Annotated in this window: 15 protein-coding genes and 1 riboswitch; all 15 genes read left to right on the top strand. The window is 50.3% G+C overall.

Annotated elements, in window-relative coordinates:
• The first annotated feature begins 51 nt into the window (after positions 1-51).
• Positions 52-169, top strand: a riboswitch (SAM riboswitch).
• Between the two features lie 98 nt (positions 170-267).
• The 15 genes from C508_RS0105500 (at position 268) to C508_RS0105430 (ending at position 15,261) form a co-directional block, all read left to right on the top strand.
• Positions 268-1,434, top strand: a complete 1,167-nt coding sequence (locus C508_RS0105500; protein WP_018702542.1) for a pyridoxal phosphate-dependent aminotransferase — start codon at positions 268-270, stop codon at positions 1,432-1,434.
• A gap of 130 nt (positions 1,435-1,564) precedes the next feature.
• Positions 1,565-2,389, top strand: a complete 825-nt coding sequence (locus C508_RS0105495) for a MetQ/NlpA family ABC transporter substrate-binding protein (RefSeq protein ID WP_018702541.1) — start codon at positions 1,565-1,567, stop codon at positions 2,387-2,389.
• 60 nt (positions 2,390-2,449) lie between these two features.
• Positions 2,450-3,301: an ATP-dependent sacrificial sulfur transferase LarE gene (gene larE, locus C508_RS0105490; RefSeq protein WP_018702540.1), complete on the top strand. Its 852-nt coding sequence runs from the start codon at positions 2,450-2,452 to the stop codon at positions 3,299-3,301.
• The gene (locus C508_RS17880; protein ID WP_018702539.1) at positions 3,298-3,624 is read left to right on the top strand and encodes a YezD family protein; all 327 of its coding nucleotides are present in this window, start codon (positions 3,298-3,300) and stop codon (positions 3,622-3,624) included. The genes larE and C508_RS17880 overlap by 4 nt, the downstream gene beginning before the upstream one ends.
• 216 nt (positions 3,625-3,840) lie before the next feature.
• On the top strand, positions 3,841-4,776 hold the full coding sequence (gene cysK / locus C508_RS0105480; protein ID WP_018702538.1) for a cysteine synthase A: 936 nt from the start codon (positions 3,841-3,843) through the stop codon (positions 4,774-4,776).
• Positions 4,777-5,036: 260 nt separating this feature from the next.
• Entirely contained in the window at positions 5,037-5,894 is an 858-nt protein-coding gene (gene panC / locus C508_RS0105475) for a pantoate--beta-alanine ligase (protein WP_018702537.1), read from the top strand.
• A 1-nt stretch (position 5,895) separates the two neighbouring features.
• Positions 5,896-6,279, top strand: a complete 384-nt coding sequence (gene panD, locus C508_RS0105470) for an aspartate 1-decarboxylase (protein ID WP_018702536.1) — start codon at positions 5,896-5,898, stop codon at positions 6,277-6,279.
• 68 nt (positions 6,280-6,347) lie between these two features.
• Entirely contained in the window at positions 6,348-7,322 is a 975-nt protein-coding gene (locus tag C508_RS0105465) for a bifunctional biotin--[acetyl-CoA-carboxylase] synthetase/biotin operon repressor (RefSeq protein ID WP_018702535.1), read from the top strand.
• Positions 7,323-7,349: 27 nt separating this feature from the next.
• The gene (locus C508_RS0105460) at positions 7,350-8,114 is read left to right on the top strand and encodes a type III pantothenate kinase (RefSeq protein ID WP_018702534.1); all 765 of its coding nucleotides are present in this window, start codon (positions 7,350-7,352) and stop codon (positions 8,112-8,114) included.
• On the top strand, positions 8,098-9,099 hold the full coding sequence (gene dusB / locus C508_RS0105455) for a tRNA dihydrouridine synthase DusB (protein WP_018702533.1): 1,002 nt from the start codon (positions 8,098-8,100) through the stop codon (positions 9,097-9,099). The genes C508_RS0105460 and dusB overlap by 17 nt, the downstream gene beginning before the upstream one ends.
• A 2-nt stretch (positions 9,100-9,101) precedes the next feature.
• Positions 9,102-10,073, top strand: a complete 972-nt coding sequence (locus C508_RS0105450; RefSeq protein WP_018702532.1) for a hypothetical protein — start codon at positions 9,102-9,104, stop codon at positions 10,071-10,073.
• A gap of 152 nt (positions 10,074-10,225) precedes the next feature.
• The gene (greA, locus tag C508_RS0105445) at positions 10,226-10,699 is read left to right on the top strand and encodes a transcription elongation factor GreA (RefSeq protein ID WP_018702531.1); all 474 of its coding nucleotides are present in this window, start codon (positions 10,226-10,228) and stop codon (positions 10,697-10,699) included.
• A gap of 23 nt (positions 10,700-10,722) precedes the next feature.
• Complete coding sequence (lysS, locus tag C508_RS0105440; protein WP_018702530.1) at positions 10,723-12,228, top strand: lysine--tRNA ligase; 1,506 nt, start codon at positions 10,723-10,725, stop codon at positions 12,226-12,228.
• 124 nt (positions 12,229-12,352) lie between these two features.
• Positions 12,353-13,591: a M20/M25/M40 family metallo-hydrolase gene (locus tag C508_RS0105435; protein ID WP_018702529.1), complete on the top strand. Its 1,239-nt coding sequence runs from the start codon at positions 12,353-12,355 to the stop codon at positions 13,589-13,591.
• A 95-nt stretch (positions 13,592-13,686) separates the two neighbouring features.
• On the top strand, positions 13,687-15,261 hold the full coding sequence (locus C508_RS0105430) for an IS1182 family transposase (protein WP_026319377.1): 1,575 nt from the start codon (positions 13,687-13,689) through the stop codon (positions 15,259-15,261).
• Positions 15,262-15,393 lie beyond the last annotated feature (132 nt).

Raw genomic sequence — 15,393 nt, 5'->3', positions numbered from 1 at the left:
AGAGGATCTGTAGTCGTGATAGTATTGATTTCAACAACTCCATATAATTTCTTTTCATCATGAGTTGGCTGAGGGACTGGCCCTATGACGCCGCGGCAACCACATTTTCGTTTTTGAGCGGAAATGAACGGTGCCAATTCCTGCAGGGGGAAATCCTGGCAGATGAAGAGGGAGACGGCAACTTTATGAAACCGGGATCTCTTCGCTGCGCGAAGAGATCTTTTTTATTTAACTAGCTGAAAACAACTGAAGGAGACGATTAGTACCATGAGAAATTTTGCATCGTTGAAAGCCAAACAATTTACGGAATCCGTTATCCGCGAGATGTCCCGCGTGGCGGCGGCGCATGGCGCGATTAATTTGGCCCAAGGTTTTCCGGATTTTCCGGCGCCTCAAGAATTGAAGGAAGCGGCGCAGCGAGCCATTTTTGCAGACCATAATCAGTACGCCATTACTTGGGGCTCTAAGCCGCTGCGAGACGCCCTCGTCTGGAAGACACAGCGCGATTACGGCGTAACTTGGGACCCGGAGACGCAATTGACCGTTGTTTGTGGTTCTACCGAAGGCATGATTGCAACCTTGTTGGCAACCATCAATCCAGGGGAAGAAGTTATTGTTTTTGAACCGTTCTATGAAAATTATGGTGCTGATGTGGTGCTTTGCGGCGCCACTCCCCGCTATGTGACGCTGAAGGCGCCTGATTTTTCTTTTGATTTTGAGGAATTAGCGGCCGCTTTTAATGAGAAGACGCGCGCTATTATTATTAATACCCCCAATAATCCTACAGGCAAAGTGTTCAATAAAAAAGAGCTGGAATTTATTGCTGAATTGTGTCAGCGTTACGACTCTTTAGCGATCACTGATGAAATTTACGAGCACATTTTGTATGACAACGCAAAGCATGAACCCATTTGGACCTTGCCGGGCATGGCAGAGCGGACTATTGTCATCAACAGCGTCTCCAAAACCTACAGTGTTACTGGCTGGCGCATCGGCTTTGTAGCGGCGTCGGCGGAGCTGACAGCTTCGATTCGCAAAGTTCATGACTTCTTGACGGTAGGTGCTGCGGCGCCCCTGCAAATGGCAGTGGCCGAAGCAGTGCGCTTTGAGCCTCAATACTACGAAGAATTAGCGTCGTTTTACCGCGAACGCCGCGATTATTTGCTGAAGGTGCTGCAGGAGGTCGGCTTGGGTTGTGTACGGCCGGAAGGGGCGTACTACATTATGGCCGATATCCGGCCAATGGGCTGGGATGACGATGTGGCCTGCGCCTTCTATTTGGCGGAAAAGATTGGCGTAGCCGTAGTTCCAGGTTCCAGCTTCTATCGTCCAGACCAGCCGGACAGTCATACCTTCATTCGCTTCTGCTTCTGCAAAAAAATGGAGACCTTGGAAGCGGCGGCGCAGCGCCTGCGTCAGTGGCGCAAAAAATAGCAGTCAACGAATTTTAGGTGTCATCTTCCTGAACCATACCCAGGGCCCGGGCGTGAGAGGGGAATGAAACGGCCGGAAGTTCGCTGCCGATAGATAACAAAATCATGCGTAAACAGGGAGGAAGATCACAATGAATAAAAAATGGTTGAAATGGACCAGTGCAGCTCTGGGTGTTGTTTTGGCAGGAACTCTTTTGGCAGGATGCGGCGGCGCTTCTAAGCCGGCGGCAGATGCCAACAAACCGTTCCGAATTGGTGTGACCGCAGGTCCTCATGCGGAAATTATGGAAGAAGTTAAAAAGGTAGCCGCTAAAGACGGCCTAAATATCCAGATCGTGGAGTTTAACGATTATATTCAGCCCAATATTGCCTTGAATCAAGGGGAACTGGAAGCGAACAGCTATCAGCATCAGCCATTTTTGGACAATCAGATTCAAGAGAGAAAATATGCTTTGACCAGCGTGGCAAAAACAGTAATTTTCCCGATGGCGGCATATTCTAAGAAAGTGAAATCTGCTGCAGAACTGAAAGACGGCGCGATTGTAGCCATTCCCAACGACCCGACCAATGCGGGACGGGCGTTGCTGCTCTTGGAAAAACAGGGGCTGTTGAAGTTGAAAGAGGGCGCTGGCCTGAAAGCGACAGTGGCGGATGTTGTGGGAAATCCGAAAAACATTCAGTTGCGTGAACTGGAGGCCGCTCAGGTGCCTCGCTCCATGGAAGACGTCGATCTGGCAGTGATCAACACGAACTATGCGTTGGTGGCGGGTTTAGTTCCTACTAAAGATTCTTTGTTTATCGAAGACGGCAATTCTCCCTACGCCAATGTGATTGCCGTGCGTAGTCAGGATAAGGAGAATCCGGCTGTGCAAAAGCTGATCAAAGCCTATCAGTCTGAAGAAGTGAAAAAGTTTGTAGCAGAGCATTTCAAAGGCTCGGCTTTGGCGGCTTGGTAAAACGGTGCAATTTTCATGCGGCAGTTTCGAAGTAACGGTTTTCTAAAGGGGGCGTAATGAGTGAGCCAGACATTGAAAGAAAAAGAGGCGCGGCTTTTAGAGCTGCTGCGGCAGATGGGCAAGGTGGCGGTTGCCTTTTCCGGCGGCGTAGACAGTACGCTCTTGGCGGCGGCGGCGTACAAAGTGCTGGGGCGGCAGGCCTTGGCGGCTACGGCATCTTCGCCGTCTTTGCCGGAGTGGGAGCTTAATGACGCCAAGCGTATTGCCGAAGCGATTGGCGTGCGGCATGTGGTGCTGGAAACTCAGGAATTTTCTAAAGAGTCCTTTGTTGAAAATACTTCTTTGCGTTGTTATCATTGCAAAAAAGAGCGTTTTACAGCGCTTGTGGGCTGGTGCGAAGAGCAGAATATTCCTTGGGTTGTAGAGGGCAGCAATTTGGACGATGCCAGCGATTTTCGCCCGGGCATGAAAGCCATTGAAGAGCTGGCCGCTTCGGTAAAAAGTCCGCTTTGGGATGCAGGCTTTACCAAAGCCGATGTGCGGGCTCTTTCTAAGGAATGGGGTTTGCCTACCTGGAATAAACCCAGCGCAGCCTGCTTGGTATCGCGATTGGCCTATGGACTGCCGATTACGGCGGAACGGCTGAGTCAGGTAGATCAGGCGGAACGGGCTATTAAGGAAATAACCGGGCCTGTAAACTTGCGAGTGCGACACCATGGCGAAACCGCACGCATTGAAGTGGCGCCGGAATTCTTTGCGAAGCTGGCGGAGCCGTCGGTAGCGGCGAAGCTAACGAAAACGCTGCAAGAGTTAGGCTTTGTGTATATAGTGCTTGACTTAGCCGGATATCGCTTGGGCAGTATGAATGAAGTGCTGTCTTCAGAGCAGCAGACGGAGGGACTGAGCCAATGAGACCGGAGGAAGGGTTGCAGGAGCTCTTGCAGCAAATGCTGCAAGAGCTGAGTTTTGGCAGTGTCATTCTTACGCTCCAGGACGGGCGGGTGCTGCAGGTGGAAAAAAGAGAGATCTTTCGGTTGCCTTATGGGGCGTCTACGTCTGCAACCCCAGCATCGCCGGATGCAGCGCAGGTGGTCAAACGCATTTTGTCGGGAATCGGAGCCTTGGCATATGGACGGATGGAGTTGAAGGTGCAGGGGGGTAAGGTGACCCAAGTGGAAACTACGGCCAAGCTGCGCGGCAGCGACTGGCAAGGCATGGATGGAGACGGCATCTAGGAGCGTTATTGCAAAAGGAGCTTGACAGTCTACTGCGCACATGGTATCCTGTAATCAATTCAGAGTTAAATAGTCGAGTTTGGCTGATCAGAAAGACTGAAGGCCAAGGAGGTTTCGCGGCATTGTGCTGAGAGAGTCTTCCTTGGCCTTTTTTGCTGTATTTACGGTGTAAATCGGCTGCATGGTCGGCTGATATGAGGAATGGGAGGAAGAAAAATGAAAATCGCAAAAAGCTTGATTGACCTGATTGGAAATACTCCGTTGTTGGAGCTTACGAATTATGAGAGGAACCATAATCTACCGGCGAAGATTGTGGCCAAGCTGGAATATTTCAATCCCTTAGGCAGTGTAAAGGATCGGGCTGCCTATGCCATGATTGCGGATGCAGAAGAAAAAGGCCTTTTGGACAAGGATACGGTTATTATCGAACCGACCAGCGGCAATACGGGCGTTGGTTTGGCCTTTGTAGCGGCGGCGCGCGGTTATACGCTTATTTTGACCATGCCGGAGACCATGAGTATTGAACGGCGTCTGCTTCTTTCGGCGTTAGGCGCTAAAGTCGTCTTGACTCCCGGTGCGGAAGGCATGAAAGGCGCGATTCGCCGCGCGGAAGAACTGGCTGCCGAAAACGGCAAAGCTTTTATTCCGCAGCAGTTTAAAAACCCTGCTAATCCTGCGATTCACAGAACGACAACTGCTGAGGAAATATGGGCTGATACGGACGGTCAGGTGGATGTATTTGTGGCCGGCGTTGGTACCGGCGGTACGGTGACCGGTGTCGGGGAAGCGCTTAAAGCGAAAAACCCCAACATTCATATTGTGGCAGTAGAGCCGGCGGAGTCTCCGGTGCTTTCCGGCGGCGCTGCAGGACCTCATAAGATTCAAGGCATTGGCGCCGGCTTTGTGCCGGATATCTTAAATACGGGCGTGGTGGATGAGATTTTCCAAGTGCCCGGAGCGGACGCTTTTGCTACGTCCCGTGAACTGGCTACAACCGAAGGGCTTTTGGTGGGAATTTCCTGCGGTGCAGCGGTTTATGCGGCTACGCAACTGGCGAAACGGCCGGAATTTGCCGGTAAGACTATTGTGGCCCTGCTGCCGGACACTGGGGAACGCTATCTCTCGACTCCTCTTTTTCAGAGCGAGCAGTAAACAATTTGTTTATGAAAAAAGTAGAGGCTGACTTGTAAATTTGGCTTGTAGGCTGGCTTTCGCCATGCTACAATGACCAAAGAACCAGGGCGGTATCCCTTTTGGGGAACTGCACCGCAGACAGCCAGCTTTGCCGACAATTTCATCAGGCTTTTTTGCCGCTTAGATCCTGCGGGACTGAGACGCCAAAGCCGTTCTGTCTGCCGTACTATGCCTTCCGGGTTTCCGGGAGGCTTATTTTTTTGAGGAGAGTGGTTTTTATGAAACAGGTCACAACGGTGGAAGAACTGCGTCAATTGGTAGGTGAAGCGCGCCAGGCGGGGCAAAGTGTTGCGTTAGTCCCTACGATGGGATATTTGCATGCGGGGCATTGTACGCTGATGCAGCAGGCCAAAAATGAAAATGCTTTTGTCGTAGCCAGCATTTTTGTGAATCCGCTGCAATTTGGCGCTGGTGAGGACTTTGCCGTGTATCCGCGCGATTTAGAACGTGATGCCGCAGCTGCTGCAGCGTCAGGGGTGGATGTGCTGTTTACTCCCACGGTAGAAGAAATGTACCCTCAAGGCTATGAAAACATGAAAACCTTGGTAACCGTGAGCGGTGTCAGCGAAGGGTTGTGCGGCGCGTCTCGTCCTGGACATTTTCAAGGTGTGGCGACTGTAGTTGCCAAACTCCTTCATTTAGTCCAACCGGACCGCGCCTATTTTGGGCAAAAAGACGCTCAGCAGGTGGCGGTCATCCGGCAGATGGTAATGGATTTGAACTGGCCTGTAGAGATTATAGCGGTGCCTATTGTGCGTGAAGCGGACGGGTTAGCTTTATCATCGCGCAATGTATACCTTTCTCAAGAGGAACGTACAGCGGCGCTAGTGCTGTCACGGGCGCTGCAGAAGGCTAAAACTGTTTTGCAAGCTGGGGAACGGCGTGGCGCTGTCGTGGAAGCCGCAGCCAAAGAGGAGCTGGCTCAGGAGGCCTTGGCGGCAGTGGAGTATGTTAAGCTGGTGGATGCGGCTACCATGCAGCCGGTAAGCGAGCTCCAAGGGCCTGTTGTATTGGCTTTGGCCGTTCGTATTGGCAAGACACGACTGATTGATAACCTACTGTGGGAGGAATGCTAAGATGATGCGACATATGTTTACTTCTAAATTGCACCGGGCGACGGTAACCGAAGCCAACTTAAACTATATGGGGAGCATTACCATTGATGAAGACCTTGTAGAGGCAGCGGGCATGTATCTTCATGAGCGGGTGCAAATTGTGAACAATAATAACGGCGCTCGCTTGGAGACGTATATTATTCCCGGACCGCGCGGTTCCGGCGTTGTCTGCCTGAACGGCGCTGCCGCTCGCTGGGCGCAGCCGGGGGATGTCGTGATTATTATGGCCTATGCCTGGATGGAAGAGGCGGAGGCGCGCGTGCATGTGCCGAAAGTAGTTTTCTTGGGCGAGGGAAACCGTATTGAAGCCATCAAAGGGGCGGAACAACACGGAGAAATCGGTTGATTGACAATAAAGAGACCCGTAGTTTATGATGTAAGAATGAATACATCGGAAACTGGGAGGTCGAGGCTTTGCGAGCGCGAATACTAAAGCTGCTGCGGCAGCAATCCCAGGATTATTTGTCCGGGGAAGAGATCAGCCGGCAATTAGCGGTCTCTCGTACTGCTGTATGGAAGCATATTCAGGAATTGAAAAATCACGGTTATGAAATTGAGGCGCATCCGCGCAAGGGATATCGCTTGAAAAGCCGTCCGGACTTGCTGCTGCCAGAAGAAATTAGGGCAGGACTATCTACAAAACTGTTAGGCAAGCAGATCGTGCATTTTTATGATACTTCTTCTACTAATAATGAAGCGAAACGGTTGGCGGCGGATGAGGCTGCAGAAGGAACGATTGTTGTATCGGAAGCGCAGACGCTGGGACGAGGCCGCCTAAATCGAGGGTGGTTTTCTCCCCCGGGAGGCGGCGTTTGGGTATCTGTCATTCTTCGTCCCCCCTTCCCTCCGCAAGAAGCGCCGAAATGCACTCTTATGGCGGCGGTAGCGACGGTAGAAGCCATTCGTGAGGCAAGCGGTCTAACTTGCGGCATCAAATGGCCGAACGATATTCTTTGGCAGGGGCGAAAGCTGGTGGGCATTCTTACGGAAATGAGCGCGGAAATGGATGCCATTAATTTTGTGGTCTTGGGCATAGGCATTAACGTGAGCCTGCAGGAAAACGACTTTCCGGAAGAATTAAGGAATATAGGTGCATCTATATCCATGGGAGCCGGACGCGAAGTTTCCCGCGTAGAGGTGCTGCAAAAGCTTTTGGAACGCTTGGAATATTGGTATGAAGTGGTAAAAAAAGAAGGTTTTGAGCCGGTTTTAAAAGCTTGGCGGCGCGAATCAATTACCTTAGGACAGCCGGTTCGCGTGTTAGCTGGAGAGGAAACCTATGACGGCGTGGCGGAAGAGCTGGCGGAAGACGGCTCTCTCTTAGTGCGCACGGAAAATGACTTGCGGCGCGTGCTGGCGGGAGATGTGTCGCTGCGTCTGCAAGGGTAGAGCGTTAAAAATGGAGGAAGAAATCACATGCTACTAGTGATTGACATTGGCAATAGCAATATCGTTCTGGGAGCCTATGAAGGGAAAACCATGCAACATCACTGGCGGGTTTCGACCGACCGTCAGAAAACCGGCGATGAGTACGGCATGCTCTTGAATAATTTGTTTCATTATTCCGGTTTGACAATGAAGGATATTACGGCTGTGATTATTTCCTCGGTAGTGCCGCCGATTATTGTGCCTTTTGTCAGGATGTGCCGACGTTATTTTAACGTGGATCCTCTAGTCGTGGGCCCTGGCATCAAAACCGGTATTCGTATTAAATATGAAAATCCCCGCGAAGTCGGCGCTGACCGTATTGTCAACGCTGTGGCCGCCTATGAAATGTTTGGCGGTCCGCTGATCATCATTGATTTTGGCACGGCTACCACCTTCTGCGCCATTGCCGACAACGGCGATTATTTAGGCGGGGCTATTTCTCCAGGTATCGGCATTTCGACAGAAGCGCTGTTCCAGCGGGCGGCCAAACTGCCGCGCATCGAATTGGTGCAGCCGAAACAGGTGATTTGCCGCAATACGGTAAGTAGCATGCAGTCAGGGATTATCTTCGGCTTTACGGGGCAAGTGGATGAGATCGTTAGACGTATGAAAGAAGAACTCGGCAGCGATGCGTATGTGGTGGGTACCGGGGGGTTGGCGAACTTGATCGCCCAGAATTCAACCACTATTAATGTAGTAGAACATTTCTTGACGTTGGAAGGATTACGCATACTCTATGAACGGAATTCCTAAATTGGCGATTGGCGGGCTTGTGCTCGCCAATCCTGTTATTTTAGCGCCTATGGCCGGGGTAACGGATTTGCCGTTTCGCCTTTTATGCAAGGAAGCAGGCTGCGGCCTAGTCGTATCGGAAATGATTAGCGATAATGCTTTGCTTTTTGATAATGACCGAACCTTGGAAATGCTGCGCATGGAACCGGCGGAGCGTCCGGTAGCCATGCAGATTTTTGGTTCTAATCCGGAGCTGATGGCGCAGGCGGCGCAAAAGGTGGAAGCTGCAGGCGCGGATATTATTGATATTAATATGGGCTGTCCGGCGCCGAAAATTGTCAAAAATGGCGAAGGTTCGGCGTTGATGCGCCAGCCCGAATTGGCGCAGCGCATTTTGCGCGCCGTTGTAGCGGCGGTAAAAGTCCCGGTGACCGTGAAAATCCGCAAAGGATGGTCAGACAAAGAAGCTAACGCTGTAGACATGGCTCGTCTGGCGGAAGATGCCGGCGTAGCGGCGGTAGCCGTACACGGACGGACGCGCGAACAATTTTATGAAGGTAAAGCGGACTGGAATAGTATTCGCGAAGTCAAAGCGGCTCTTACTATCCCGGTAATCGGCAATGGCGACATCTGGAGTCCTGCGGATGCGAAGCGCATGCTGGAGGAAACCGGCTGCGACGGCATTATGATTGGGCGGGGCTGCCAGGGCAACCCATGGCTGTTTCGCGATATTTTAGCGTATTTGCAAACGGGTGTTGTGCCGCCAGCGCCGTCCTTAGAAGAACGGCGCCGGTTTATTTTGCGCCACTTGGATATGTTGATCTCCTTGAAGGGAGAATATGTCGCCGTTAGGGAGATGCGCCGCCATGCGGCCTGGTATACGAAAGGCGTGCGCGGCGCGGCTAGATGGCGGCAGTTGTTGAATCAAGCGCTTTGTCGTGATGATTTTGAGCGTTTGCTGGAGGAAATGCTAGCAGCGGAATTGTCTGCTGCAAACGGGGGCTGACCATGAGTGACAGCATGATTTTATTTCCGCTAATGAGCGGTGTTTTACCGCGCCCGGGAGGCGGGCGGGCCCAGGGGATTTTTTTACCGGATCAAGGCGGTAATTGGCTGGCAAGGCTCGCAGGAACCCGTAATAATCTGCTTCTTTGCCCTTGGCTGAATGATGAGGAGCGCTTGTATCCAGTAGGGGTGTCGGCTCGCGTACTGGAGGTGGAAGCGCAGCCTGCTTTTGACGAGGATGGTCAGGCAGTGACCGTCTTTTTGGCGACCTTAGAAGGTCAGGAATTTATGCGCTGGCATTCTTTCCGAGGCAGTCAAGATCTGGTCTTAGCCGAAGGCGTGGAGACTGTGCCGCTACGGCAGATGCGCAAAAAGTATCCGGCTATTTCCGGGGCGGGCTGGCAGCCTGCGGGCGGGTATACAGAGTTTCGAGGGCCTGAGGATCTGCCGGTAACAATATACGGACTGGACGTGGAAACAGGACGAGAGGTTTCCATTACGGCCAATCTGGGCGGACTGGTAACTTCGGAGCAGGCGCACACTATCGAGCATGGTATTATACGCGCCTTGCAGCAAGCTGGCTTGTGCACGGTTCGTACGTTGCTCAGCGCCATAACCCATGAGACGGAAGAGCTGAAGTGGTCAGTAGAGGCGGGCATTCGGTTTGCGATGCCTGAAATTTTGGGACAGACGCAAGGCGGAGCTTGCGGCAATCCCATGACCTATTTGGCTCAGGCTTACTTTAGCGAGACGTTTCTGGAACAGCTCGAGTCGGGAGAAAATGCCGCTGATGCAGTGGCAAAAGCGCGCAAAAGTGCGATGTCTCAGGTGATGGAAGATCTGGATTTGACCGGAGATCCCCAGCTTAGAGCGTTAGAGGGGTTGAAGAAGGGGATGAGTCATGATGACACGCCGCTGCCAGTGGCTGTGTGCAAACGAGTGCTGCAGCGCTTCCCTTTTTCTCCTTGGGGTTGACTTGCTATATTGACGAAGCCGACCTTTGGGCCTATAATATTGTCCAATAGCATAAAGAAGTTTTAAGTGTCAAGGCAAACTTGACACTCTTTCTATTGTTTTGTAGTAATGCCGTTGGTTGAAGTAAGTATAAAACAGAAGGAGCGCGAAACATGGCGGAAAAACAGACCATTCTTACAGAAGAGGGCTTGCGTAAATTAGAAGAAGAACTGGAGTTTCTGAAGACCGAGCGTCGTTCGCAAGTAGCGGAGCGCATTAAGCAGGCTATTGATTTCGGCGATATCAGCGAGAACTCAGAGTATGAAGATGCTAAAAATGAGCAGGCTTTCATTGAAGGCAAAATTGCCGACTTGGAAAAGAAGCTGCGCAATGTAGAGATTATCAAAAAAGGCGATGCCGATGTAGTGACGGTTGGTTCGACAGTAGTACTGAAGGATTTGGAAATGGATGATGTAGCCGAATATACAATTGTTGGTTCGACGGAAGCGGATCCCATGGAATTCCGAATTTCCAACGAATCTCCTGTGGGTGCAGCTATCTTAGGGCAGCGCGTCGGGGGAATTGTGGAAGTGCATGTTCCTGCAGGCGTACTAAAGTATCAGATTATGCAGCTCAACGGCAAGTAAGGAAAAGAAGTGGGGGCAAGGGTATGTCGGAAGGAACGTCAGAACAACAGACAGAACAACAGCAACGGGAAGAGCTAAACGAACAAATGCTGGTGCGTCGGGAAAAAATGAAGCAAGTAGCCGAAAAGGGACTAGAGCCCTTTGGGCGTCGTTTTGACCGGTCGCATCAGGCAACGGAAATACTGGAAGGCTTTGAAGAACTGCAGGGATCAACGGCGCGGGTAGCCGGCCGGGTTATGGGCCTGCGGGGGCATGGCAAGGCTAGTTTTGTGCATATCCAAGACATGTCTGGGCGGATTCAAATTTACTTCCGCCAGGATACGGTCGGCGAAGAAGCATATGAGCTGTTCCGCCTACTGGACTTAGGTGATATCATTGGCGTGGAAGGCGAGATTTTCCGTACTAATAAAGGTGAAATCAGCGTTAAGGCTAAATCCTTTGAGCTTCTGTCTAAGGCGCTGCGTCCATTGCCTGAAAAATGGCATGGTCTCAAAGATGTGGAAACACGTTATCGTCAGCGCTATTTGGACTTGGTTGTCAATCCGGATGTACAAAAGACATTTGTGTTACGCAGTCGCATCATCCAGTCCTTGCGGCGCCAACTTGATGACAAAGGCTTTTTGGAAGTAGAAACCCCTATGATGCATCCCATCCCGGGCGGTGCTGCGGCTAAGCCGTTTGTGACGCATCATAATGCGCTGGACATGAAGCTATATATGCGGATTGCGCCGGAACTGTATTTGAAGCGGCTAATTGTCGGCGGTTTTGATAAGGTGTATGAATTGGGCCGGATGTTCCGGAATGAAGGCATTTCTTATAAGCATAATCCGGAATTTACCATGGTGGAATTGTACCAGGCTTATGCTGATTATGAAGATGTCATGCGCTTGACTGAAGAAGTCATTGCCGGCATTGCCCAGCAGGTGCTGGGGACGACGAAAATCATGTATCAGGATCAGGAAATCGATCTGACGCCGCCTTGGAATCGCATGACCATGCCGGAAGCGGTGCTGAAAATTGGCGGCGTGGATTTTAGCGGGGTGAAAACGCTGGAAGACGCTCGTCGTTTGGCGGATGCCCATAATATTCCCTACGAAGCCAAAGATGGCATTGGCGGTATTTTGAATAACGCCTTTGAGGAATTGGTGGAGGAACATTTAATTCAGCCTACGTTTATTACGGGACACCCAACGGAAATTTCACCACTGGCTAAGCGTAACAAAGAAAATCCGGAAATTACGGATCGTTTTGAAGCGTTTATCTTTGGACGTGAAATGGCCAATGGTTTTTCCGAACTTAACGACCCCATCGATCAGGAAGGGCGTTTTATGGCCCAGGTGGCTCAGCGTGAATCCGGCGATGATGAGGCTCATATGATGGACCGTGATTATGTTACGGCGCTGGAATATGGTTTGCCGCCTACAGGCGGTTTAGGTATTGGCATTGACCGTCTGGTAATGCTGTTGACCAACAGCCATTCCATTCGCGATGTTTTATTATTCCCGCATATGCGGCAGAGTCAAGATTAATAGCAACCCCTGCTTTCGTGAACGAAAGCAGGGGTTGTTCTTCTGAGGAGGACTTTTTTACGGGACGTCGAATGTGTAAACAAAGAAATAAGGCTGTAAAGCGGCCGGGAAAGGTGGCCAATTTATGATTGCAGGAAATCGCGTTAAAGAAATTTTGAATGAACGCCGGGAGGCGTTCATTCAGGATTTGGAGATTTGGACTAATATTGATTCGGATACGGGAAATCTCGAGGGCAGCCGCAAGATCGCTGCGCTGTTGGCGCAGCGCGTGGCTGAACTGGGAGGACGAATTGAAGAACGGGCCAATGAGCGGGGAGTACACGTTATTGCGCGCTTCCCGGGGGACGGGACCCTAAAAGCGTTACTTGTAGTGCATACCGATACTGTGCTCAATACAGAAGCGGGACGGTATCCTTTCCAGCTAGGAGCTGACGGCATTGCTTACGGGCCGGGCGCTGGAGATTGTAAAGCTTCGGCGTTGCAAATGCTCTATGTAGTGGAGGCGTTTCAGGCTCTTGGGGAAAAACCGTATGGCGAACTGATTGTCTATTTTGATGCTGAAGAGGAAACTGGTTCGCCTGATGAATTTGCCTTTGCACAGGAATTGGCGCAACAAGTAGATGTTGCCATTATCGCTGACACGGGGCGTCCGAATTGGGGGATTGTAACGAAGCGTAAAGGAAATGCACGTTATACCTTTCGTGTGAAAGGCATTGGAGGGCATGCGGGAAATTCACCGCAAGCGGCTGGTAATGCAGTTATGGAACTAGGGCATTTACTGCAAGGACTTTATGAACTTGCCAGCCCGCTGCCTCGAGATCCCGAAAATTACAGTACGGCGGCCCTAAAGGAACGCAGGGTAGCGGACCACGGGCAGTTTATTCCGCCGAACAGCATCAATGCGGCAGTTGTAGGAACTCCGAATGAAAAGGTCAATGTGATTCCTGACGAAGCTTGGCTAAAGGTGGAAGTACGCTGTTATGAGCAAAGCGAGCTGGAACGGATTGATCAGGCCATTCGAGAGCTGGCGGCTAAGCCGCAAGTGGCGGGAACGGCAGTGACGGTTGAAGGGGGCTTTGTAAAACCTCCTATGGAAAAAACCGCGGCAGTGGAAGAAATGGTCCAGCTTTATAAAACGATTGTGAAACGTGAATTTGATGCAGACGTGGTGGAATGGATTGCAGGGGGTATGACTATTGGCAATGTGACGGCATCCTTTACACCGACTATTGATGCGCTGGGAATTGATTGTGATCCGCTTTTAGAGCATACGCGCAAAGAAGAAGTCGATTTGCAAGCTTTTGTACCGCGTACAACCGCGCTAGTGCTGTTACTGGCAGAGCTGAGCGCTAAACACTCTTAAAAGGGGCTGTGAAATAACGCCCTGACAAATAAAAAGAGGTCCGTTGGCTCGGAAGAGCTGACGGACCTCTTTTTGTGGTAAAATTTTACGTACCAATGAAAAACATTACCACTAATCATTTTAAAGCGAAACAGGCATTTTTGCCACTATTCATTTCGGATTTTCTGGATATTTGTGATCCTGTGCTGGTTTTCGACAGATTCATGGAGGGAATTGACTTGGAGAAGTACCTGAGGAATGTTCCGGAACACGTTACCGGACGCATCAGATACAACCCGGCCAGCATGCTGAAAACAGTCTTATTCGGATTTATGACCAATGGATATATTTCACTCCGTGAGCTCGAAGATAGCTGCAAGGTCAATCTTCGTTTCATGTATCTCATGGAGCATCAGACGCCATCCTATCGAACCTTTGGATATTTCATCGAAAATGTATTGAAGTCATCCATAGAGGAGTTATTCAAGGATATCAATAAAGCTATCTTTGCTGAGGAGCATGTGGATCTGAGTCATTTGTATATCGATGGCTCAAAGTTCGAGGCAAATGCCAATAAATACAGCTGGGTTTGGAAGAAAGCGACCGAAAAATCCAGATACAGACTTTTTGAAAAGATTACCCTGCTGCTCAATGAAATCAACAACGAACTTGCTGGCTTTGGTATCCGCATTGAAACGAATACGGAATATGTTCCAGATTATTTGGATGAAATCACGGAACGCTATGCGAAAATCGTGGGCATTGACTACTCCACATTCGTATATGGCAAAGGGCATCATAAGACGCCGCAGCAACGCCACTATGAGCGGCTGCGAGAATATACGGCAAAGCTCCGGGAGTATGTCGAAAAGATTGCTGTTTGTGGTCCAGCTCGGAACAGTTATTCAAAGACGGACCATTCTGCGACTTTCATGCGGATCAAGACGGATTATATGGGAAACGACCAGCTGTTGCCGGCTTATAATGTGCAGTTTGGGATTGCCGATGAGTATATTGCCGTAGCCGACGTAAATCAGTACCGTTCCGACATGGACTGTTTCGTTCCTTTGCTAGAGAAATTCCATGAAACTTATGGATGTTATCCCCAATATCCTGTCGCTGATGCAGGCTATGGCTCTTACAACAACTACATCTATTGCGAGCAGCATGGGATGAAAAAGTATATGAAGTTTACCATGTTCAAAAAGGAAACGACGGACAAAAAGTATCGAGACAATCCGTTCCGGGCCGTAAACTTCAAGATAGACGAAGAAGGAACTCTCCGCTGCCCTGCAGGAAAAGCCTTTCATTTTCAATACCGTCGGAATGTAAAAGGCAACCAATACGGACGGCAGGAAGAAATCTACCAGTGCGAAGATTGCACAGAGTGTCCCTATGCCGCTCAATGTAAGAAAGCAGATAAAAACCGGACAATCCAGCTCAATCATGAATTGACATCCATGCATCAAGAAGTCGTGGAAAACTTAGAGAGCATCCATGGAGCGCTGCTGCGGATGAATCGCTCCATTCAATCTGAAGGTACCTTCGGCATCCTGAAAAACAACCGCTGGTATAAACGAATCGTGCGAAAAGGCATGGAACAGGTTCGGTTAGAGATTTTTCTGGTTTCTGTCGGTTACAACCTATATAAATATCACAATAAAACATTGCGAATCAAAAAAGCCGCATAAGCTGAAAAGTTGCAGATCTTATGGGGAAAGGGGGGGTATACTCTTTTTTCGGATTTATCTTGTGAAAAACTCAAAATGGACAAAAAAAGGAGCTGTGGACAAAATGATTCCTCATTTTGTCACAGCCCCTTT

Origin of the sequence: Anaeromusa acidaminophila DSM 3853 (genome assembly GCF_000374545.1) — a bacterium.
Taxonomy (GTDB): domain Bacteria; phylum Bacillota; class Negativicutes; order Anaeromusales; family Anaeromusaceae; genus Anaeromusa; species Anaeromusa acidaminophila.
This window is presented reverse-complemented; position numbering and strand designations above follow the sequence as displayed.